The organism is Clostridium sp. DJ247 (assembly GCF_014231265.1).
Genome location: NZ_JABAIW010000050.1, coordinates 12,475 through 36,455, shown reverse-complemented (window position 1 = coordinate 36,455; position 23,981 = coordinate 12,475). Strand labels below are relative to the sequence as shown.

At 30.6% G+C, this 23,981-nt stretch carries 20 protein-coding genes; all 20 read left to right on the top strand.

Features of this window, described 5'->3' with window-relative positions:
* Positions 1 to 163 precede the first annotated feature (163 nt).
* Positions 164 to 868, top strand: coding sequence for a GntR family transcriptional regulator (locus HGI79_RS17630; protein WP_185651996.1), 705 nt, complete (start codon positions 164 to 166; stop codon positions 866 to 868).
* A gap of 240 nt (positions 869 to 1,108) precedes the next feature.
* Positions 1,109 to 2,017, top strand: a complete 909-nt coding sequence (locus tag HGI79_RS17625; protein ID WP_185651995.1) for a peptidoglycan-binding protein — start codon at positions 1,109 to 1,111, stop codon at positions 2,015 to 2,017.
* 218 nt (positions 2,018 to 2,235) lie between these two features.
* Entirely contained in the window at positions 2,236 to 3,378 is a 1,143-nt protein-coding gene (locus HGI79_RS17620; protein WP_185651994.1) for a PTS transporter subunit EIIC, read from the top strand.
* A gap of 225 nt (positions 3,379 to 3,603) precedes the next feature.
* Positions 3,604 to 3,810, top strand: coding sequence for a hypothetical protein (locus HGI79_RS17615; protein ID WP_185651993.1), 207 nt, complete (start codon positions 3,604 to 3,606; stop codon positions 3,808 to 3,810).
* Positions 3,811 to 3,923: 113 nt separating this feature from the next.
* Positions 3,924 to 4,520 (top strand): hypothetical protein, encoded by a 597-nt coding sequence (locus HGI79_RS17610; RefSeq protein ID WP_185651992.1) that lies wholly within the window; start codon positions 3,924 to 3,926, stop codon positions 4,518 to 4,520.
* A 204-nt stretch (positions 4,521 to 4,724) separates the two neighbouring features.
* Positions 4,725 to 5,411, top strand: coding sequence for an ABC transporter ATP-binding protein (locus HGI79_RS17605; protein WP_185651991.1), 687 nt, complete (start codon positions 4,725 to 4,727; stop codon positions 5,409 to 5,411).
* Positions 5,412 to 5,547: 136 nt separating this feature from the next.
* Positions 5,548 to 8,052, top strand: coding sequence for an ABC transporter permease (locus HGI79_RS17600; RefSeq protein ID WP_185651990.1), 2,505 nt, complete (start codon positions 5,548 to 5,550; stop codon positions 8,050 to 8,052).
* A 364-nt stretch (positions 8,053 to 8,416) separates the two neighbouring features.
* On the top strand, positions 8,417 to 9,112 hold the full coding sequence (locus HGI79_RS17595) for a response regulator transcription factor (RefSeq protein ID WP_185651989.1): 696 nt from the start codon (positions 8,417 to 8,419) through the stop codon (positions 9,110 to 9,112).
* Positions 9,113 to 9,116: 4 nt separating this feature from the next.
* Positions 9,117 to 10,358, top strand: a complete 1,242-nt coding sequence (locus tag HGI79_RS17590; protein ID WP_185651988.1) for a HAMP domain-containing sensor histidine kinase — start codon at positions 9,117 to 9,119, stop codon at positions 10,356 to 10,358.
* A 482-nt stretch (positions 10,359 to 10,840) separates the two neighbouring features.
* A complete protein-coding gene (locus HGI79_RS17585) occupies positions 10,841 to 11,713 on the top strand; it encodes an N-acetylmuramoyl-L-alanine amidase (RefSeq protein WP_241428253.1) in 873 nt (290 codons plus the stop codon).
* A gap of 40 nt (positions 11,714 to 11,753) precedes the next feature.
* The gene (splB, locus tag HGI79_RS17580) at positions 11,754 to 12,761 is read left to right on the top strand and encodes a spore photoproduct lyase (protein WP_185651986.1); all 1,008 of its coding nucleotides are present in this window, start codon (positions 11,754 to 11,756) and stop codon (positions 12,759 to 12,761) included.
* Between the two features lie 361 nt (positions 12,762 to 13,122).
* Positions 13,123 to 13,590: a tRNA (cytidine(34)-2'-O)-methyltransferase gene (locus HGI79_RS17575; protein WP_185651985.1), complete on the top strand. Its 468-nt coding sequence runs from the start codon at positions 13,123 to 13,125 to the stop codon at positions 13,588 to 13,590.
* 18 nt (positions 13,591 to 13,608) lie between these two features.
* Positions 13,609 to 14,448, top strand: coding sequence for a DegV family protein (locus HGI79_RS17570; RefSeq protein ID WP_185651984.1), 840 nt, complete (start codon positions 13,609 to 13,611; stop codon positions 14,446 to 14,448).
* 312 nt (positions 14,449 to 14,760) lie between these two features.
* A complete protein-coding gene (gene trxB / locus HGI79_RS17565; RefSeq protein ID WP_185651983.1) occupies positions 14,761 to 15,684 on the top strand; it encodes a thioredoxin-disulfide reductase in 924 nt (307 codons plus the stop codon).
* A gap of 404 nt (positions 15,685 to 16,088) precedes the next feature.
* Entirely contained in the window at positions 16,089 to 17,195 is a 1,107-nt protein-coding gene (locus HGI79_RS17560; protein ID WP_185651982.1) for a BMP family protein, read from the top strand.
* 279 nt (positions 17,196 to 17,474) lie between these two features.
* Positions 17,475 to 19,016, top strand: coding sequence for an ABC transporter ATP-binding protein (locus tag HGI79_RS17555; protein WP_185651981.1), 1,542 nt, complete (start codon positions 17,475 to 17,477; stop codon positions 19,014 to 19,016).
* A complete protein-coding gene (locus HGI79_RS17550) occupies positions 19,009 to 20,115 on the top strand; it encodes an ABC transporter permease (protein WP_185651998.1) in 1,107 nt (368 codons plus the stop codon). The genes HGI79_RS17555 and HGI79_RS17550 overlap by 8 nt, the downstream gene beginning before the upstream one ends.
* A complete protein-coding gene (locus HGI79_RS17545) occupies positions 20,108 to 21,034 on the top strand; it encodes an ABC transporter permease (protein WP_185651980.1) in 927 nt (308 codons plus the stop codon). The genes HGI79_RS17550 and HGI79_RS17545 overlap by 8 nt, the downstream gene beginning before the upstream one ends.
* 374 nt (positions 21,035 to 21,408) lie before the next feature.
* A complete protein-coding gene (rpoN, locus tag HGI79_RS17540; RefSeq protein WP_185651997.1) occupies positions 21,409 to 22,770 on the top strand; it encodes an RNA polymerase factor sigma-54 in 1,362 nt (453 codons plus the stop codon).
* Positions 22,771 to 22,906: 136 nt separating this feature from the next.
* Entirely contained in the window at positions 22,907 to 23,932 is a 1,026-nt protein-coding gene (locus HGI79_RS17535; RefSeq protein ID WP_185651979.1) for a sugar-binding transcriptional regulator, read from the top strand.
* The last annotated feature ends 49 nt before the right edge of the window (positions 23,933 to 23,981 follow it).

Below are 23,981 nucleotides of genomic sequence, written 5' to 3'. Positions count from 1 at the left end.
AAAAACACTTCACTAAGACTGATAAAAAAGTTTTTAAAAGTGCCTTCAGTTTTGGCATCATATTCCTACGTATAAGTCAAATTTAAGCTATGGGTATCTATAATATTATCTAATTTCGAAAACATATTTATAGCTAGAATTGTAGCAGAAAGAAGGAATAACTTTGCTTTATTTAAAGATAAAACAGCAACTAGAAAATATGATTAAAGAGGGTGTGTTTAAAGAAGGTGAAAAATTGCCAACAGAACCACTGCTGGCCAAACAGTTACAGGTTTCAAGATCTACTTTGAGAGAAGCCATAAAGCTTTTGCAAAGGCAAGGAGTTTTGATATCAAAAAATGGAGTTGGAACTTATGTTAACAAGAACCGAAAAGTAATAAATAGTTCCCTAAATATACTTCAAAGTACTGGAGCTATGATAAATAATTCCGGAATGGTTGCATCACAAGGAGATATGAGTATCTATGAAAGAAATATAATTGAAGAATGGAAAGAAAAGCTTAATTGTGATGAAAATGTCATTGTTATTGAAAGAACTAGGAAAAATGAAGATATAAATCTTGCGTATACATTTAATATATTTCCTAAGAGTATAGCAGGAAGTTCCTTTGTAGAAGGAATAAATGGATCTTTGTTATCTTTTTTACGAGATAAGATGAATATAAATATAAGATATTCCTTAAGTGAAATTTGTTTACCTGATAGTAGTAATATTTTTGATGATAAAGCAGTTGCAAAGCTTGGAAATAAAGCTATGTTATTAAAGCAACTTCATTTTGATCAAAATGATGTACCCATTTTTTATTCTTATGACTATATGAATAACAGTTATGTTAAATTTTATATAAAAAGAGATAGAGATGTGTAGCGGAGAGTAAATGTATTATAATATTGTATAAAAGCTCCTATAAGACTATTTGCTAAAAAATATTTAGTCTTATGGGGGCTTTGCTTTTTTATTGGAAAACTTTTCTATATACCCCTCAAAATCAATAAACCTTCTCGTATATGTTATAGATAAAACAAAATTCGATCTTATATGACAGTATTTATTATACAAATGAAAAATATGTATATTTATGTGATATATACTTGGAGGTAAGAAAATATGAAAAATTCAAATCAACTATTAATAATATCATCCATAGCTACAGGAGCGATTTTAATAGGAAAGCCTGTATACGCACAGCAGGTAACTATTAACAATGTACCAAAGCAATTAATATATAATGATATTGAATATCTTAATAAATCTGTAAAGTTAAATAATAGAAGTGATATTGTTAAACATATTCAAAGCACTTTAAATTCATACTTTGGTGCAGGACTTGCTGAAGATGGAATATATGGTAAGTTAACAAAAGAGGCTGTAGAGAATGCTCAAAGGAGACTGAAAGTAGAGGTTGATGGAATATTTGGATGTAAAACTGCAAAAGCCTTGTTAAAACATGCTTTGGCTAATCCAATTGATAAACAAGATGGCTTCAGCCAAGTGCCTACTAAAATTCAAAATAACTTTACGACACTAGGTTATAACATAAAAGCAACAGGGAGTCTGTCTAGTTACGATACAATACTAGCTATAAGAGATTTTCAAAGAAAAAATCGTCTACCCGTAACTGGAAAAGTAGATTTAGAAGTATTAAATAAGATGAATGAAAAGATTAAAGAACATGAAGACGAAATTAAGAAATTTAAATCAGATACTAATTATTATATATCAGTAAATTCTCTTGACCATACATGTATAGTTTATCAGAAGATAGATACCTCATGGGAAGAGATTAGAAGATTTAATATTCTTTCAGGAAATACTAATAAAGGAACATATAAACTAGGTATTAAAGGTAAGGAACTAAATTTAAGTGGAATCCCCATGAAAAACTTTACCCAAATTGATGGATTAAATGTTTTCTATTCTGCTGTAGCAGATGCAGGCTATGGCTTAAGGGTTTCTTATGAGGATACAGAATTCATAGGTAAAATGCCACAAAAAACAACTGTAAAGATATATTAAGATTATCAATAATAAAATCATTAAATATGGAATAGTTTTATTTGATCATTTACACAAGAAACGGAAAAAGATTAAGGTCATTATAAAACATGTTAGCAGTTATGCTAACATGTTTTATAATGACCTTAATTTATTTAAAAATGCCATGAAATCAATTACAATAGGTTTATAACATTTCATGAAAGGTTATAAACATTAAATCAATAGGAGTGATCAATATGAAAGATAAACTCTTGTCAAAAATGCAAACATTTTCAAAAGCCATAATAGTTCCAGTGTTATTTTTGCCTATTGCTGGTCTACTTTTAGCTGTGTCTTCCATATTAAAAAATCCATCAATTGTAACCAAAGGAGGTTTATTGTTTAGTATAGGACAATTTATGTCAGGTTCCCTTTGGCCTATAATAAATAATTTAAGTATTATCTTCTGTATTGGTATTGCAATTGGAATTGCTAAAAAGAAAAAGGCAGAGGCTGGTCTGGTAGCACTTCTTGTTTATCTTGTATTTTTAGGTGCAAACAGTACGTGGTTATCTTTAGCGAAAAAGGCAATTGCACATAAAACTACAGCTGATTTATACGGCACAGGTCAAACTGTACAATTAGGATTTCAAATAACAGATATGGGCGTATTCCTTGGAATAATCTTGGGATGTATTATTGGAGCAATTCATAATAAATATGTTGAGGTGGAATTTAAAGGCGGATTTGCATTGTATGGTAATTCAAAACTTGTGTTTTTAATTCTCACTCCCATTGTAGCTATATTTGGAATAAGTATTACTTATATTTGGCCTTATGCGGCTAGCGTAATAAAGGCGTCAAGTAATTTTATGAGTGCTTCAGGTCCTATTGGTGTGTTTGTTTATGGATTCTTGAATAAATTTTTAATTCCAACTGGATTACATCATTTAAAATACAATGTAGTTGGACAAGAAACTTGTGGACCAGGAGGACTAGCTTATGGTTTAAGAACTATATATCCTATGGTTGAAATTATTGACTATGTTGAAAAATATGCAAAGAAAAATTACTGGATGGTAAATTATTCTAATCCTGCTGCTATAGTTGCAGAAGCATTAAGAAGATTGAGACCAAAAGCAAGAATATTAATTATTATATCTAAATCAGGTGAAACTGGCGAAATGTTAGATATATGTAGATTAGCAAAAAATAAGAATATAAAAATAGTTTCATTTACAGGAGAGCAGGATAATAGTATAGCAAAAGCTTCCGATATAAATTTTAAAGTATATGATATGCATAAATTAGATGATAGAAATATTTTATCAAATTCCTTCTTTCCTAATGTATTAATGATGTTTGAATTTTTAATAAGTAAATATTTGGAAAAGATATAAGCATTTCTAAAGCATACTTGTCAGTAATTTTTTGTTTCGTACCATAGAGTTGAATATCTAGGTTAAGCAGTAGTATCCTCCAGGAATTAATGATATTTTATTTGAAAATGTTTGCATAAACAAGGGGAAATAATAAGCAATGATTATAAGTTAGTTATAGCTAAAATAGATTTTTGCACATATTTCTAAAACTATAAAATTAATACAGAATCGGGGTGTTAAACTATGGATATTAATAATATATTAATACTTAATAAACTTAGTAATATTGAAAAAGAAGTATTATCTTATATATATCAAAATATAAATTATCCTGATAAATTAAAAGTTAAAGATGTTGCAAAAAGTAATTTTACTTCTACCACAACTGTTATGAGAGTTACTAAAAAACTTGGGTATAGTGGATATAAAGAAATGTATTTATATTTATGAGACTGGTCATTCAAGAGCGATTGCCGACTATATTTGTATGAAATTACGAATTCATGGTTATATATGTAATTATTCAGATGCATCGGATGTTATATTATCTTTAACAAGTAATAATGAATAAACAAATTATTACTATAGTAGGTGGAGGATCTACATTTACCCCAGGAGTTGTAAAAGCATTATTATCAAAAAAAGAGTTTCCAATTCAAGAAATTCGTGTTTACGATATAGATAAGCAACGTCAGGAGGATATTTCAGTTATTACAAAACTTGTAATTGATGAAATGAATCCAGATGTAGAATTTATTATTACAACTGATGCTGAAAAAGCATTTAAAGAAGCTGATTTTGTGTTTTCTCAAATACGTACAGGAAAATATGCAATGTGTGAAAAGGATGAGAAAATACCGTTGAAACATGGTGCAGTAGGACAAGAAACCTGTGGATGTGGAGGAATGTCATATGGATTACGTTCGATATTTCCTGTTATCGAAATTATTGATATGGCTAAAAAATTTGCCAAGCCTACACATTGGATATTAAACTATTCGAATCCAGCAGCAATTGTTGCCAAAGCTTGTGATGTTTTAAGACCAAATGCAAGAATAATTAATATATGTGACATGCCTGTTTCATTAATAAATCTAATGAGCGGTATACTTAAAGTTGATAGAAGTAAAATTAGGTTATCTTACCAAACTGTAAGATAACCTTTTTTTCTGTAAGTTTATAGCTATGGAGTTTGAAAGATTATAAAAATATAATTAAAACATAAGTTAAGTTTTTTCTCAAATTCGAGCTTTAGACTAATAAAAAAGTATTTATGGTGCTGAAGAACTGGTAACATATCCCGTGGTTTAAGTAAAGTTCCCGAGTTGGAATTCCATATAAGAAATGCAAAAGGAGAGATATTAATGGAGATTTTGAAGGTTGAAAATTTAAATAAAACTTATGGTAAAGGCGATAACAAAGTAGAGGCACTTAAAAATATAAACTTATCAGTAAACAAGGGAGAGTTCGTAGCTATTGTAGGTGCTTCAGGGTCAGGAAAAAGTACCCTTCTTCATCTATTAGGTGGTCTAGATAGGCCAACAGCTGGTAGAGTAGTTATTGATGGAGAAAGTATTTATGATTACAAAGAAGAAAAGCTTGCAATTTTTAGAAGGAGAAAAATAGGCTTTATATTTCAATTTTTTAATTTAATTCCTGTTTTAGATGTAGAAGAAAATATAGCTCTTCCAGTACTACTGGATAACAACAAAGTAGATGAAAATTATTTGGGGGAGATTATTGAAATATTAGGTCTTACCCAAAGAAAAAACCATCTTCCTTCAGAACTATCAGGAGGACAACAGCAAAGAGTTTCCATTGGAAGAGCCTTGCTAAATAAGCCATCAATTATATTTGCAGATGAGCCTACAGGAAATCTTGATAGCAAAAATTCAAAAGAAGTTATTGAATTATTAAAGTTTACAGCTAGAAAGTATAATCAAACCTTAATGCTTATAACTCATGATGTTAACATAGCTACCATGGCTGATAGGGTGATTACAATACAAGATGGTGAAATAAATTCTGATAAATACTTAAAAAACAGCTAATAGATATAACAATAATAATTCATATATTTAATAATACAAATTAGTGGAATTAACAATTGCTATTTAATAATAATGTAATTTAAAGAATAAGAATAATAAGTATTATGTGTAGGAAAAGAAATACAAGGAGGTAAAAATGATAACAGGATATAAACAGCTCACAGGAAAATATTTAAAGGCAAGTAAGAAGAGAGCCATACTCACTATTATAGGAATAATATTATCTGTTGCATTGATATGCACCATAGGGCTTTTCTTTAAAGGTATACAAGAGGCTCAAATACAGGACTTTAAAAATACCTATGGATCCTGGCATATAGGATTTTCTAAGATAAATGATAATTTAATTTCTAAAGTAATAAATAATCCTAAAGTCTCAAGATATGGATTTTTTAGTGAAGGTGAAGGTGTAAAATTAGGAGAAAAATTAGTTGCTAATGAAATAATTGCAACAGATAAGGCATTAGAACTTTTACCTTATAAAACTAAGGAGGGGAGAATTCCAGAAAGTGAAAATGAAGCGGCGGTTGAAAAGTGGGTATTAAGTTATATTGATAAAAATGCTAAAGTAGGAGATAAATTCAACTTTAATAATAAAGAGTATAAACTTGTTGGAATATTAGAAGATAGTATACAAAACCAGATTGAGAATAAAGCAGTATTACTTACTAAAAACAATAATATAAGTAAAGAAAATTCCACATTATTATTAGAAGTAAGCTCAAAAACTAATTTAAAGACTGCTGTAAATGAATTAAAGCAGTTGGGCGAGACAGGTAAATACATGACAAATGCCTATTTACTTATGGCGGAAGGGGCAGGAGATGATAACTCAGTAAATACTGGTATATATATAACTCTTAGTGTAGTAATTGGAATAGTAGTAGTATCAACTATAGCAGTAATATACAACTCTTTTCAAATCAGCATTGTAGAGAGAATTAAACAATTTGGACTTTTAAGAGCTGTGGGAACAACTCCAAAGCAAATTAGAAAGATTGTATTAAGAGAAGCTACTGTATTAGCCGTAATAGGGATTCCAGTAGGTCTATTACTGGGTATTATAGCTATTTGTGGAATAGGCTTTGTGTTTAAATTAATTGGTGGAGAGTTAGTTACTGTTATGAAACTAGTAATAGACCCTAAAGTTATAGCAATGAGTGCATTAGTAGGAGTAGTATCAATATATTTGTCAGCTATAATACCAGCGTTTTTCGCAGGAAGGATTTCACCACTGACAGCTATTAGTAGTAGAAACTCTATAACAAAGGAGAAAATAAAAAGAAGAAAAAGTAGAGTTTCTCAAAGAATATTTGGATTTGAAGGAGCACTAGCCAGTAAGAATATAAAACGGAATAGAAAAAGATATAGAATAACAGTATTTTCAATATTAATAAGTGTTGTGCTATTTATTACTTTTAAATCTTTTATGGATATGACATTGAATATATCAGAGGATCTTAATGAATCAAAAAATATACACTTTTCAGTTATAACAAATAATCAAGCTGCCAAAAAAGGTTTAAGAATAGATGATAAAACAGTTGATAATATAAAAGCATTAAAGTTAGTAGATAAGCTATATAAAGTATATGATCCATACTATTTTTATGCAGCTATCAATAAGGATGGACAAATCAAGAAAGTACAGGATATAGGAGGAATATATGATAAAACAACTTTAAATGGAAGTGAAAAAACACTCATAAGAAGTGGAGTAGTAATTTATGATACTAATTCTATTGAGGCATCTAAGAAATACTTACAATCAGGAACAATTGATATAGAAAAGTTAAACAGAGAAAATGGAGTAGTATTGGTTAAGAAAAATATAATATACGATGGTAAAAGCAAAAAAAATTATTTTGGGCCAATTGCAAATGTAAAGGTAGGGGATGAAATAGAGCTTCAGTATGATAATCCTATAGAAGATACTCAGAATAAGCTTCAATTTGGCAAAGGAAATATAAAAAAGGTTAAAGTTATGGCAATTGTTGAAAAAGATCCATTTAACTTTAGAGGAGAACAAGATGTATTAAAAATGTTGACCACTGAAGATGTTGCAAAGAACTTAATGGAAAAGAATGATGTTAAGCCTACAAATTTATATATAACAATTAAAGGTATAAAAGATGAAGAAGCAGCAAAAGCACAAATAGAAGCAACAGTAAAATCAAATATATCTTTATCAGTAATAAATAATATAGATAATAATAGAAAAACAAAATCAGCATTGTTAATGATTAAAATATTAATATATGGATTTGTTGTAGTTGTATCCTTAATAGGAAGCGTTAATATTATAAACACAGTAACAACAAACATTATTTTAAGAAAAAGAGAATTTGCTTCATTAAAATCCATAGGTTTAACTCAAAGAGGGCTAAAGAAAATTATAATCTTAGAAGGACTTCTTTATGCTATTGTTGGTACTCTATATGGTTCAATAATAGGCTCTGGAATATCATTTGTAATATATAAAGGACTAGTAAGAGTAAGAGAATTTAGTTGGATGGTACCGTGGAATGCCATAGCTATTGCCGGAGCAGCAGCTATAGTAATCGGATATATTTCAGTGTTATCACCACTTTCAAGAATTAAAAAAGAAAATTTAATTGAAGCAATTAGAGAAGATTATTAGTTTGGGTATTTATATAGATACCCATGCCCGAAATTTAACTTATACGTAGGAATATGTTGACAAAACTGAAGCACATTTAAAAACTTTTTTATCAGTCTTAGTGAAGTGTTTTTAGAAAATCTTAGGAGCTTTGATATGTTTGAGGTACGAATTTATCAAAGTTTCTTAGATTTTCAAAAACACGAACTTTAGACTGATTAAAAGTTTTTAACGTGCTGAAGTTTGGCAACATATTCCGGAGTATAAGTTAAGTTTCTACTTTGGAACCCTATATATATGAATTTTTTATACAGTCTGTTTACCTTAACACATAACTGGGGTATTATGGATTTATTAATACCAATAAACAGATGAGGGGAAAAGTATGAATAGGTTGTTACTAGTGGAAGATGATGAGGCATTAGCTCTTGGTATAGAATTTACTCTAAAAGACGAGGGCTATGAGGTTTATAGAACAGCTACAATGGAAGATGGGAGAAAGCTAGTTGAATCAGAGCAATTTGACTTAGTAATTTTAGATGTGAATTTACCTGACGGTAGTGGATATGAATTATGTAAGCATATAAGAACAAAAAGTGATATACCAATAATGTTTCTTACTGCATTAGATGATGAGGTTAACATAGTTTTAGGACTTGAAATAGGAGGAGATGATTATATAACAAAGCCTTTTAAGGTAAGAGAACTTTTATCTAGAGTAAAAGCATTAATAAGAAGAAGTTCTAAAAATATTTCTACAGGAACTACACTGAAGAGTGGAAACATATCCCTGGATATTTCAACTGCCATAGTAAAAAAAAGTGGACAAGATATAACTCTTACTGCTCAAGAATATAAGCTTTTATTAATATTTATGTATAAGCCATATGTTTTAATGAAGCGAGATGAAATATTAAGTGAATTGTTAGATGGTGGGGAATGTTTTTTTGATGAAAATACGCTATCAGTCTATATAAAAAGAATAAGAGAGAAAATAGAAGACAACTTCAAAAATCCAGAGTATATAGTAACACAACGAGGATTAGGGTATAAGTGGAACAAAGATGTTTTTAAGGAGTAGGTATATGAGAAGATACTTTGATAATCCTGAGCTTAAAATCAGCTCAGCTAGCCTTTTAATTTTAATGACTTTATTCTTATGTGTTACAGCTTCTATTTTAAAATTACATCATGATAGTTTAAAGGATGATTATATAAAAAGTTTGGGAGCTATTACTGTAAAGATAGTTGAAAAGGACCCGGAGCTGCAGAGAGAGATTATACCGCTTATTACAAAAGAAATATCCGAAGATGAAGCTATAAAAGGAAAGGCTATTTTAAAACAATATGGTTTAACTGAAAACTTGGAAAATGAACTTTTTCCATATATAAATACAACTATTAAAAAAAACAATGAAGCTATTACTTTTATATTTATTATTATGGCAGCGATGCTATTTGCTCTTAATTATTTTCAATACGGGTTTTTTTATGAAAGTATAAGAAGGTTAACCCTAGGGGCAAAGAAGGTAGTTGATGGAGAATATGATATAACTATTAGTGAAAATAAAGAAGGGGATTTTTCTAAATTAGCTGTTTCATTTAACTCTATGAAAGAAATAATCAGGAAAAATATAAGTGAGCTTAAAAATGAAAAGCAATTTTTAGTTGATTTATTATCAGATATTTCACATCAGCTAAAAACCCCTCTTTCGTCCATGATTGTGTATAATGATATTATGTTAAATAAAGATTTATCCAAAGAGCAAAGAGAAAACTTTTTATTAAATAATCAAAACCAGCTTAACAGAATGATATGGTTAACTAAGAGTATGCTTAAGCTTGCTAAGCTGGATGCCAAGGCAATAGAAATTACTAAGGAAAAGCAAAGCTTAAATGAAACTATACAGGATTCAATTGAAGCATTAGAAAGTAAAGCATACGAAGGTAAGATAAAGATTAATTTTAATGAAAAAGAAGAGATAACTTTTGAGCACGATAGACTGTGGCTTGAAGAGGCACTTATTAATATTATTAAAAATAGTGTAGAGCATACTCTTCCTGGAGGAGAGATAAATATAGAGTTGGTAGAAAACCCTATATATGAAAGAGTTATAATAGAGGATACGGGAGAAGGTATAAGGGAAGAGGATTTACCAAACATATTTAAAAGGTTTTATAAAGCTAAAAACTCAAGAAAAAGTGATTCTATTGGAATAGGGTTAGCTTTGGCAAAATCAATAGTGGAATTACACAACGGTATCATTGAAGTCCAAAGTCAAATAGGTATAGGAACCAGATTTATTATTACTTTTCTTAAGTATTAACACTTATAGATTTGGAACTTTTAAAATTAATTTATGTAGCATGGCACATTACTAGATTGTGCCACCTTTAAATAGTTTATTAGAAAGTCTTAGTCTGAAATTAGTAGAAAAACTTAGTACTTTGATACTGTTTGAGCCTAAGCGAGTTTATCAAAGTACTTAGTTTTCTCCTAATTTCAGGCTTAGACTTTCTTAAACTTTTTATCAGTGACATAATCTAGTAATGTGCTAGGCGGAATAAATTAATTTTAAAAGTTCCGTGCCTATATCCTTTGTCGTATATAAATGTTTATTTAAATTAATATTTTGTTTGAAATATTTGGAAATAAGATGATATAATATATATGTACTATAAGAAAGAATTATTCATAAAATTTCTAAACAATATATTAAAATATGAATAAACAAAAATTAAAAAAGGATGAGGGTATATGAGAATTGCTAACAGGAGAAGATTTATTTTTTCTTGTATTTTTTTTACTATGTTAATTACACTTTTTGTAAAAGGTGTAAATTTAATCTATGATAAAATGACAAAAAGATCCTCCTCTATTGTAATGGCAGTGGACAAAAATAGCAAAGGAAACCTGCAGGAAAATGAATGGAATGCAAAACGTATTATAGTTCTCGATGCTGGACATGGTGGTATTGATAAAGGGACAAGCTTTGAAAATATGGATGAGAAAGATTTAACATTAAAAATTGTTAAATACGCTGATTCATACCTAAAAAGCAAAGGATATACTACAGTATTAACGAGGAACGAAGATAAATTTATACCACTAAAACAAATAGGAGATATAGCTAATGCAGCTAATGGAGATGTATTTGTCTCTATTCATGTAAATTCTTTAGATGACCCTAACTTTAGCGGAATAACTACATTATATTATGATGTAAATGGATACGGAAAAGATGAAAGAATTAAGCTATCTAATATACTAGAAGATGAAGCTGTAAAAAGTGATGGTTGGAGAAGTAAAGGAATTAAGCGTCAAAATGTTGCTATACTCAGGTATAGTAAAATACCATGTGCTTTAGTAGAGTGCGGTTTTATAACTAACAAAGAAGATAGAGATAGGTTATCTAAGGAAGACGTTTTAAAGAGGCTAGCTGAAAACATATCTAACGGAATAATAATGTACTTAAATGAAAATCCTAGTAATAAACATAAAAATGAAGCACAATATGATAAACCAGAGGAGAATGTAGCAAACATTGTTAATAGTGCTAAAAAAGAAGGTACAACTCAAGATAAGAACACTGAACATAAAATTGATAAATCTATAAACATACAGAAGTCTTCTAAACATAAAACCCAAAATAGTACTAAAATTAATAAAAACAAAGATTAAGTTTTATATATTATGGAATACTACCTCTGAGGTGAGAGTTATGTTCAAACCAAAGAGAGTAGTTTTTGAAGAAGAAGCTCTAGAATATGATAAAGGAAAAGAACTTCTACAGTTATTCCAAGGCAAAGATATTGAAATTATGTATTCTAAAAACGGAAGAATTACTGGTATACCAGGAAAAAGTCCAAGTGAAATGTACTTCGAAGGCAAAAATACGTTAGCAGTGGGGGTAAGAAAAGCTCTAAAGTTTGAATCCTGTAAACCATCAGCCCATTATCAATTGCCTTTGGTAAGTGGATGTATGGGTATGTGTGAGTACTGTTATCTAAACACACAAATGGGTAAAAAGCCATATATTAAAGTTTATGTGAATATAGATGAAATATTAAATAAGGCGGAACAATATGCTAAAGAGCGAATTCCAGATATAACTATTTTCGAAGGAGCTGCTACATCAGATCCTATTCCAGTAGAAAATTATACCGGTGCTTTGGGCAGAGCAATTGAATACTTTAGTAACAGAGAAAACACACTTTTTAGATTTGTAACTAAATTTACTGATGTTGATACTCTTTTAGGTTTAAAGCATAAAGGCAGGACTACAATAAGGTTTAGTGTAAATGCAGATGAAATAATAAGTAGATTTGAACATAAAACACCATCCTTAGATGAAAGGCTAAATGCAGCTAAAAAAGTAGCAGAAGATGGATATGACATAGGTTTTATAATTGCTCCAGTTTTCTTAATAAATGACTGGAAAGTTAAGTATGGTAATATTATTGATATCATAGGAAAAAACTTTTCAGGATTAAATTTAAAATTTGAAGTTATCTCACATAGGTTTACTAAAAGAGCTAAAGAAAATATATTAGATATTTACCCTAAAACCCTTCTTCCTATGGAAGAAGAAATAAGGAAATTTAAATACGGTCAATTTGGATATGGAAAGTATTTATATAACAATGAGGAATTAAAAGAAATGAAAGATTTTTTTAGAGAAAACATTCTAAAGTATTTTAGTGAAGAAAGTATAAACTACTTGATATAAACTCTATTATATATTTGTGAAATAAGCGTGGTGTACTAACTCTTTACTCTTATGTTATTATGGAGTAATATATTTATTAGATTTTTATGACATATTATTTTTTATAAAAACATACATAAAGTGAAACTTAATTCACATGGGATTTTAATCCCATCTGAATTTTAATTAAACAATACAGCGTACCAGCCCTTATGCACAGCATAAGAACTCTAATAGACTAAAGTCAAAGAGTTTTAATATATTTAGTATAAGAGTTCTTAACTAGCTAAAGCTATAGAACTCTACACTTTTAGCAGTGGGAGTCTTAGGGGTGGTAGCACAATGTATAAGGTTCACTAATAAGAGATTGGGGGAGTTAAATTTGAACTTGAATATAGTTTTATTTGAACCAGAGATACCACAAAATACGGGAAATATAGCAAGAACTTGTGTACTTACAAATTCTAAGCTGCATTTGATAAAACCTTTAGGCTTTAGCCTAGATGAAAAACATTTAAGAAGAGCAGGACTAGATTATTGGAAGGACCTAGATATTGCTTTATATGATTCCTATGATGAGCTTCGAGAAAAATACAAAGATTCTACTTTTTACTTTTCAACAACTCATGGAGATAATTTTTATCATCAAGTAAAATTTAAAGAAGGAGACTTTGTAGTATTTGGCAAGGAATCTTCCGGGTTGCCAGATAGAATAAAGCATAGTGACCCAGAAAGATGCATAAGAATACCAATGATAAACACAACTACGCGTTCATTAAATTTATCTAATACTGTATCTATAATTACTTATGAAGCGTTAAGACAGATGGACTTCCCTAATATGAAATAAATAGGAAGGTATTAATTTATGAATAAGATTAAGATAATAACTGATAGCACCGCGGATTTACCAAAGGATATTATAGATAAGTACAATATAGAAGTTTTGCCACTGCTAGTTAACTTCGGAGAAGATACCTATAGAGATGGTATAGATATAAATTTACATGAGTTATTAAAAAAAATTAAAGCAGGCCCTTATTTTCCAACAACATCGCAGGTTAATCCACAAGCATTTATAGAATGTTATGATAGATATTTAAAGCAGGGGTATAAGATAATTTCTATACACCTTTCATCCAAACTAAGTGGTACTTACCAATCTGCATGTATAGCAAAAGAAACGCTAGAAACAGAGGATATAGTTGTAATAGATAGTCTTAATGCTACTGCAGGAGTAGGACTTTTAGTTATAAAAGCAGCTAAACTTAGAGAACAGGGTTTGGAGTTATTGGAAATACACAAAGAGATTAAAGAATTGATTCCACATGTAAAAAGTGCAATAGCCTTCGATACTTTGGACAACCTAGTTAAGGGGGGAAGATTATCTAAAACTGCAGGGGTTGTAGGTAACATGCTTGGTATAAAACCTATAATTGCTGTGGAAAATGGGGAAGTTATTATAAAGAATAAAGTAAGAGGTAGCAAAAAGGCTATACGTACAATCTTAGACTATATTGAAAATAAAGGCATTAAAGAAAATGAAACCACAGCACTATTACATGTGGAAAATAAGGATATACTAGGAAGCTTGAGAGAAGAATTAGTTAAAAGAAATGGCAATTTCATAGAAGTTGAGGCTGGATGTGTAATAGGTGTTCATGCAGGAGAAGGAGCTTGTGGACTATTCTTTATTGAAGATCATTAATGAAAAATAACCACGCCCGAAATTTAACTTATACTCCGGGATATATTACCATGTTTCGTCACGTTAAATGTTTTTAATTAGTCTAAAGCTCAAATTTGATAAAAATCTAAGAACTTTGATAAACTCGCTATGCTCAAACATATCTAAAGTTCTAAGATTTTTTATCAAATTTTCGCTAAGACTAATAAAAAAACATTTAAATGTGACTTCAACATTGGTAATATATCCCTACGTATAAGTTAAATTTAAGTTGTAGTTATCTACTTAAGATGTTATGATTTAAATATTATTTGAAAATGGGAGGTAATGGTAATGCCAAATATTTATGATACTATAATAATAGGTGGCGGACCAGCAGGGCTATCAGCAGCTCTTTATGCAGGTAGATCAAAAATGAATACACTTATAATTGAAAAGGCAAAATATGGCGGACAGGTTACAACCACAGAGGAAATTGAAAATTACCCCGGTTCTATTGAGGGAGCCACAGGGGAAAGCTTAAGTGAAAGAATGAGAAAGCAAGCGCAGGACTTTGGAACAAAGTTTGTGTCGGATGAAATTATAGATGTAGACTTAAGCGGAAATACTAAGGTTATAAAAGGAAAAAGTGAAACTTACAATGCAAAGACAATAATAATTGCTACAGGTGCTAATCCAAGGCTGGCAGGCTTTAAAAAGGAGCAAGAACTGAGAGCAAGAGGTGTTTCTTACTGTGCAACTTGTGATGCAGCTTTCTTTTCTGGTTTAAATGTAGCAGTAATTGGTGGGGGCGATTCTGCTATAACAGAGGCTATATTTCTTACTCGATTTGCAGAAAAAATATATGTAATACATAGAAGAGGTGAACTAAGGGCTGCTAAGTACTTACAGGAAAGGGCATTTGCAAATCCTAAAATAAGCTTTATTTGGAATACAGTAGTTGAAGAGGCTATAGCAGATGGAATATTAGAAAGACTAAAGTTAAAAAACAGAGAAACTGGAGAAACTAGTGAAATAGATGTTAACGGATGCTTTGTATCCGTTGGCTATGAGCCTATAACTGGAATCTTTAAAGGTAAGTTAGAAATGGATACTGAAGGGTACATAATAACTGATGAAGACATGCAGACTAGTGTACCAGGCATATTTGCAGCAGGTGATGTAAGAAGAAAAAAACTAAGACAAATTATAACTGCTGCTGCAGACGGAGCAGTAGCAGCTACTATTGCAGAAGAATATATAGCTAATCAAGAGTAATATATCAGCTTAAAACTTAGCTCTAATACTATCTAAAAAGGACAGTTTATTTTAACTGTTCTTTTTAAGCGTAAGTTAATTATTTTGTATGGAATTGCTTTTTAGGATTTATAACTCCAATTAAAAAATACATATGTGCTTCAAAATATAAGAAGCAGCTTATTTATAAATCTGTATAAAAATTTTAACTAATAATTGAGTGTTAACTATGGCATAAGATTTTAAGAACAGTTATCAATTATTAATACTATATAATTAACATAACATTAATATTAATGTAAAAAAAACATGCTATTATTTTTATTAATGTTTTAAATCTAGGAGGAAAAACAAACCTTTTATAGAATATTTTAAGTTGAGTAAAACAATAGTTGTAAAATTATATATTTTAGGAGGTAATTACTATGAACAAGAGAAGGTTAACAGCAGTAGTTGCAGCTGCCATAATGGCAGTGTCACTATTTGCAGGATGTGGGGGACAGAAACAACAGGGTACTGACACAGAAGGTGCAAAGCAATCAAATCAAATCAAGGTTGGTCTTTCAACTGATGAAGGTGGAGTAAATGATAAATCATTTAACCAATCTGCAGATAAAGGTATAAAGGATGCTAAAGCTCAGTACAACATAGAGTATAAGGCAATAGAGTCAAAACAAAAAGAAGATTATGAATCAAATTTAGAAGCTTTAGTTAACAATGGTGATAACCTAACATTTGGTATCGGATATCAAATGGAACAGGCTATGAAAAATGTGTCATCAAAATATAAAGATAAAAACTTTGCAATAGTAGATACTGTAGTGGATGCGCCAAATGTTCAATCTATAACTTTTAAAGAACAAGAAGGTTCATTCTTAATGGGTGTTATAGCTGGTAAAATGACAAAGACTAATAAAGTTGGCTTTATAGGTGGTAAAGATTCTGAGCTTATAAACAGATTCGAAGCAGGATTTGCTGCAGGAGTAAAAGCTGTTAACCCAGCAGCTGCGGAAGGATTAATAAGTAAAGATGGGAAAACTCCTGGAACAACTGTTAAATATGCAGACAGCTTTGGAGATACAAATAAAGGATATGAATTAGCTAAGTCCTTATATGCTTCTGGTTGTGATATTATATACCATGCAGCTGGCGGTGTTGGTATTGGAATGTTTAAAGCTGCTAAAGAGCTTAAGGACTCAGGAAAAGCAGTTTGGGCTATAGGTGTTGATATGGATCAGGCAGTTACAGTACCTGAATATAAAGATGTTATACTTTCTAGTATGATAAAAAGAGTTGATATTGCAACCTTTAATGCTGTTAAAGAAGTTGCAGAAGGAAAGTTCCAAGGTGGAAAGCATATAGAATTAGGATTAAAGGAAAATGGAGTTTCTATGGCTGAAAGTACAAGCACAAATACTTCAAAAGATGTTATAGATTTAGTTAATAAATATATAGATGCTATAAAAAACAGCAAAATAACTGTACCAGCTACAAGAGCTGATGAAGCTAAATTTACAGCACCTCAAATCTAGAAAGCTCAATACTTTACTTAAATAATAAGTAAGTAAAATAATAAAAGCTAGATGTCGAAAAAATTACTTTTTCTGCTGAAAATAACATTTTAGGAGAAAGAGTAACTTAAATCCAGTTATCACTAGTTAACTTAATTTTATTGAAGAATAGGTTGGCTGCTGGAATTTGGATAAAGCATCTAGCTTTTATAAAGTTAAGCTTAAAATCAAGATTCATAATATTTTCTAGGAAGGAGGGTGTTGGTTACAAAGCAGCAGCTTTTAGTAACCAGAAAACTTATGGAAAAAGTAATAGAGATGAAGGGTATAACTAAGGTTTTCCCAGGTACTGTTGCAAATGAAAATGTGGACTTCCACCTGTTAAAGGGGGAAACTCATGTTTTACTTGGGGAAAACGGTGCTGGAAAAACTACACTTATGAATATACTTTATGGTTTGTATCAGCCTGAAAAAGGGGAAATTTATGTTAAAGGTAAACCTGAAAACATAAGTAATCCTAATGACGCTATAAAATTAGGAATAGGTATGGTACATCAACATTTCATGTTAGTTCATAACTTTTCAGTAGCAGAAAATATAGTGCTTGGAAAAGAACCTAAGAAAGGTTTGAAGCTAAATATGAATAAAGCCATAAGGGATGTTGATGAAATAGCTAAAAAATATGGGTTTTCTATAGATCCAAAGGCTATTATTGAAAATATATCTGTAGGACAACAACAAAAGGTTGAAATACTAAAGGCCTTATATAGAGGTGCAGAGATATTAATACTAGATGAACCAACAGCAGTTTTAACACCTCAGGAGATAGAGGAATTAGGCATAATTATAGAAAATCTTAAAAAAGAAGGTAAATCAGTAATACTTATAACACATAAACTAAAAGAAGTTATGAAAATGAGCAATAGAGTTACTATAATAAGACGTGGTAAGGTTACAGGAGCAGTAAAAACTTCAGAAACTAACATAGATCAGTTAGCTGAGCTTATGGTAGGAAGAAAGGTAAACCTTGTAGTAGACAAAAAAGAGGCTAAGCTTGGAAAAGAAATATTAAAGATTGAAAATTTAATTTCAAAGGATAATAGAGGTCTTAATGCAGTAAATGGCGTTAACCTTTCTGTTAGAGAAGGAGAAATTTTAGGCATAGCCGGTGTTGATGGTAACGGACAATCAGAATTTATAGAAGTTCTAACTGGTCTTAGGAAACCACACAGTGGAGCTATTACTTTAAATGCAAAAAATATATATGGAAAATCTACTAGAGAAATTATAGAAAGTGGTGTAGGACATATACCAGAAGATAGACATAAAAGAGGACTTATATTAAAATATTCATTATTTGAAAATGCAGTTTTAGGACTTCAGCATAAAAAACCTTTTAGTAAAGGTATAGTTATGAACTATAAGGCCATACGGGAATATTGCAGAAAGCTTATAAATGAATTTGATGTTAGAACACCTAATGATGAAGTTAACGCTTCAGCTTTATCTGGAGGAAATCAACAGAAGTTTATAGCTGCAAGAGAAATTTTAAAAGATCCTAAACTTTTAATTGCATCACAACCTACAAGAGGAGTTGATGTTGGAGCAATAGAGTATATACATAGAAGACTTATAGAAGAAAGAGATAAGGGGAAGGCTGTGCTTCTTGTTTCTCTTGAATTGGATGAAATTATGGCTCTTTCAGATAGAATTGCTGTAATGTATGATGGAAAAATAGTAGGTATATTACATAGAAAAGATGCTACAGAACAAAAATTAGGAGTACTAATGGCTGGAGGAAGTCTTGAAGACACTGAAGAAGAGGTGAAGAATGATGAATAAAGAAGCAGATAAAAATAGCAAAAGTCTAAATAATTTTGTTGATAGTTTAAAAGTTGCTGCTTATCCCATATTTGCTATAATTGTTGCTATAATTGTTTCAGTATTTTTTGTTGTGTGGGCAAAGGGATATTACATAACAGAATATTTTTCAGCCTTAGGCGACCTCTTTAGTACCATATGGAAGGGAAGCTTTGGTGATACAAGAAGAACTCTAGAAACTATGGTATATGTAACTCCCTTAATTTTTACAGGAGTAGCTAATGCTATAGCCTTCAGATGTGGGCTTTTCAACATAGGTGTTGAAGGACAATTTGTCATGGGAATGACATCAGCAGCTATAATTGGTTTAATTCCAGGACTAAGTTCATGGGTGCACATACCTCTTATAATTATTGGAGGTATAGTTGCTGGGGCAATTTGGGGTGGAATTCCAGGATACTTGAAGGCTAAGGTTGGAACAAACGAAGTTATAAATACAATTATGATGAATTATTTAGGCTTATATTTAGCTAACTACATTATACTTAGAACCAGATTTACAGTAAAAGGATCCTCTAGTACTGCTATAATTGAAAAAAGTGCACAGCTTTTAAGGTTTAGTAATATGAGCAGAGCTAATGTTGCATTAATTATAGGAATAATATTTGCAATACTAATTTACTGGTTACTTTGGAAAACTACTATAGGATACGAAATAAGAGCTGTTGGTATAAATCCATTTGGTGCAGAGTATGGTGGGGTAAGTGTATCTAAAAATATAGTACTTGCTATGGTGTTATCAGGAGCTATAGCTGGTATAGGTGGAGCAACTCATATTTCAGGTGTAATGCTTCAGGCTCAAGATATGATGTCACTGCCTGGTTTTGGCTTTGATGGTATTGCAGTGGCTCTTCTTGCAAAAAACAACCCAATTGCATGCATACTTTCAGCATTACTGTTTGGTACACTAAATAGTTCATCTAAAATTTTGCAAATAAACGGAATACCTAAAGAAATAGTTTATTTAATACAATCAATAATCATAATATTTGTTGCCACAGACTATATAGTAAAATACTTCTCAGAGAGAAAGAAAAGGAAGGTGTTAATCAATGGATAACGTAATGATAGTTGGTTTAATAGCTGGAACTCTTAGAACAGCAACACCTTTGATTTTAGCAGGACTTGGAGGAGTTTTTTCAGAAAGAGCTGGAGTTGTTAACATAGGGCTTGAAGGTATGATGATTATGGGAGCTTTTTTTTCAGTTTTTGGAACATACATATCTGGAAGTCCGGTAGTAGGAATTATATTTGCTGTGGTTGCAGGTATGGCTATATCCTTAATACACGCATTTTTAAGCATAAACCTAAAAGCAGAACAGGTTATATCAGGTACTGCTATAAACCTATTCTCTTCTGCACTGGCAAGTTTTCTTATATTTAAAATATTTAAAAAAGGTGGTCAAACAGACATAGTTCCTGCGCTGCCATACCATATACCAGCTGCAGTAAAGTCTATTCCTATACTTGGACCAATACTTTCAGGAATTAACTGGTTTGTGATTATTGCTATTGTACTTGTATTTGTAGCTAACTATATTATATTTAAAACTCCATTAGGACTTAGAATAAGATCTGTAGGAGAACATCCCAAAGCAGCAGATACCTTAGGAATAAATGTTTATGCAATGAGATATCTATGCGTTATAATATCTGGTGCTCTAGCAGGACTAGGTGGTGCAGCTTTGGTAGGTATAACACCAGTATATAGAGAAGGAATGGTTGCAGGGCGTGGATTCATAGCTTTAGCAGCTATGATATTTGGTAATTGGAAGCCTTTTGGTACTATGTGGGCATGTTTACTGTTTGCTTTTGGGGGTTCCTTTCAAATATTTGCTCAAGGCTTTAGTTGGCATCTTCCTTCTGAATTTTATTCTAGTATACCATATATACTAACTATGCTTGCTTTAGCTGGATTTGTTGGAAAAACTATACCACCTGCAGCAGATGGAGAACCATATGAAAAGGGACAGAGGTAAGCAGTAAAGCAAAATATATCATTGTTAAACTGTGAACATTATTATAAAATAGTTAATGAAGAACTTATGCATCTTCAAAAAATAACTAGATAATTTAACGGGTAATTTTGTGTAATACTACGTTGGCGGAACCTGCCGCCTTATCTTATGCAAAATTCCCTGGTTAAGATTGACTTGTTATTTTTTTAGATGCCTTATGTGAAAATAGAAAAGCATAGTAATATTGCTATGTTTTTTATGTATAAATGTAAAGGTTTTAATAAGTTGTAGAGTCCTCTATTTTATTAAATTTATAACTTATATATGGTACATGTTAGTGTTATAATAAAGCTAAGTAAGTTTATAGGACTAGAAACGGGGTATAAAATATGAATATGGAATTTGGTTTGAATTTAACCCAAGAACAGAGGCTAGTCATGACTCAAGAGATGCAGTTGTCTGTAAAGCTCCTTCAAATGTCAAGTATAGAACTTCAAGAGTTTGTTGAAAAAGAGATGCAGGAAAACCCAGTGCTTGATGCAAACGTATCAAGCGCCAATAATGAAGATGGAAATAAGTTAGATTATAAAGAACTAGTTAAATATCTTGAGTTTGATAACTATAGTCATCACAATTATGAAAAAAACGATGAAGAGGAAATATCACCCTTCAATTTTATTTCTGAAAAGAGATCATTAAAAGAATATTTAAAAGAACAAGTAAGAGATTTAGCAGAAAAGGGTTATGTTAAAGCCATCTGTTACTATATTGTTGAAAATATAGATGAAAGAGGATACTTAGGCGTAAAGGATGAAGAAATAAAACAAGAACTTAAGATATCTAAAGAGCTTACTGAATATTGCATAAAAATAATACAAGCATTGGAGCCAGATGGCATAGGTGCCAGAGACTTAAAAGAGTGTTTAAAGATACAAGTTATAAAAAAAGGAATAAAAGATAAAGAGATATTTAAGATAATAGATGAATACTTAGAGTTATTGGCAGAAAATAAATATAATGTAATTGCAAGAGAACTAAATATAGATGTTAAGGATGCACAAGAATATGGAGATATAATAAAACTTTTGCACCCCAAACCATCCAGGGGATTTTATACTGGAGAAGAAGTTAAATATATAGTACCAGATGCTTATATAAGAAAAATAGATAACGAATACTATATATTAATGAATGATGATGTGTTGCCAAAACTCACTATAAATGAAATATATAAAGATATTATAAAAAATGATACTGATAAAGATGCAGTAGATTATGTAAAGGAAAAATTAAATAGTGCTATGTTTTTAATGAAAAGTATACAACATAGAAAAAGTACAGTATATAGGGTTTTAGAAAAAATTTTAGAGCTGCAAAAAGATTACTTTGAGTACGGTGATGATTATTTAAAACCAATGACACTTAGGGAAATTGCAGATGATTTGGAAATGCATGAATCCACTATAAGCAGAGCAATAAGAGAAAAATATATATACACTAATAGAGGCACTGTAAGGATAAAGGATTTATTTACTACTAGAATATCCTCAACAGATAGCGGAGAGGATATGTCTGCAAGAATAATTAAGAAAGCTATAAAAGATATAATAGATAAAGAAGACAAGACAAAACCCTTATCCGACCAAACTATTTGCGAATTGATTAATAAGGAAGGTATGAATATTTCAAGAAGAACTGTAGCAAAATATAGAGAAGAAATGGGCGTAAAATCATCCAAAGGAAGGAAGAGATTTTAGTCCATCTTCCCATTGTTCACAATTTATTCATATTTTTTTTCAAAATACTATTTAAAAAATCTATTCTTTGTCTTATAATAAAGGTGGGACACAAAATAAAACACTGGGACAGTAAATGACCAAAGAGGTGTTTCGGATGGAAGAGGTATTAAAATTACAGCAAAAAATAGTTCCGGAACTTGTAGAACTTCTAGAAAAGCGATACAACATTCTTAGGACAATATATTATAATCAACCTATAGGCAGAAGAGTGTTGGCCAATAACTTAGGTATTGGTGAAAGAGTTGTAAGGACAGAGATAAATTTTTTAAAAAGTCAAAACTTCATCGAAATAAGTACCCCAGGTATGACTATAACAAGCGATGGAGAAGAAATCATAGATAAGCTCAAAGATTTTATTCATGAGTTAAAAGGTCTGTCTGAAATTGAAAAGCTTATAAAGGAAAGTTTAGGAGTCAAAAAGGTCATTATAGTTCCAGGAAACTTAGATGAAGATAGAACTATACTAAATGAATTAGGAAGAGCAGCAGCTAACTGTTTAAAAAGTCTTATAAAACATAAGAGTATAATTGCGGTTACTGGTGGTTCTACCATCAAAGAAGTAATCAAGAATTTCCCTAAGATATCAGGAATAAATGATATTTTAGTAGTTCCGGCTAGAGGCGGCATGGGAAAGAATGTGGAGACACAATCTAATACCTTGGCAGCAAGCCTTGCTAATAAGCTAGATGGTAGTTATAAACTTCTTCATGTTCCAGATAACTTAAGTGATAAAGCCATGAGTGCTATAATTCAAGAATCAGATGTAAAAAAAATACTTGATATTATATATAATGCTAATATTTTATTATATGGTATAGGTAGAGCAGAAAAAATGGCTAGACGAAGAGGTCTAACAGAAGAAGAAATCCAAGAAATACAAGCAATGGGTGCAGTAGGCGAAGCTTTTGGATATTATTTTAATAGAGATGGAAAGATTGTCTATTCCACACCAAGCATAGGAATAAAAAATGAAGAGATAGGAAAAATAGAAACGTTAATAGCTGTAGCAGGAGGTAAAAGTAAAGCTGAGGCGATTATGTCTACAGAACTAAATCACCATAACAGTATACTCATTACTGACGAAGGTGCAGCTAGAGAAATAGTTAATTTTTTAAAATAGCCAACAAATTTTAATTTTTACATAAAAAAATAATTAAACATTTAGGAGG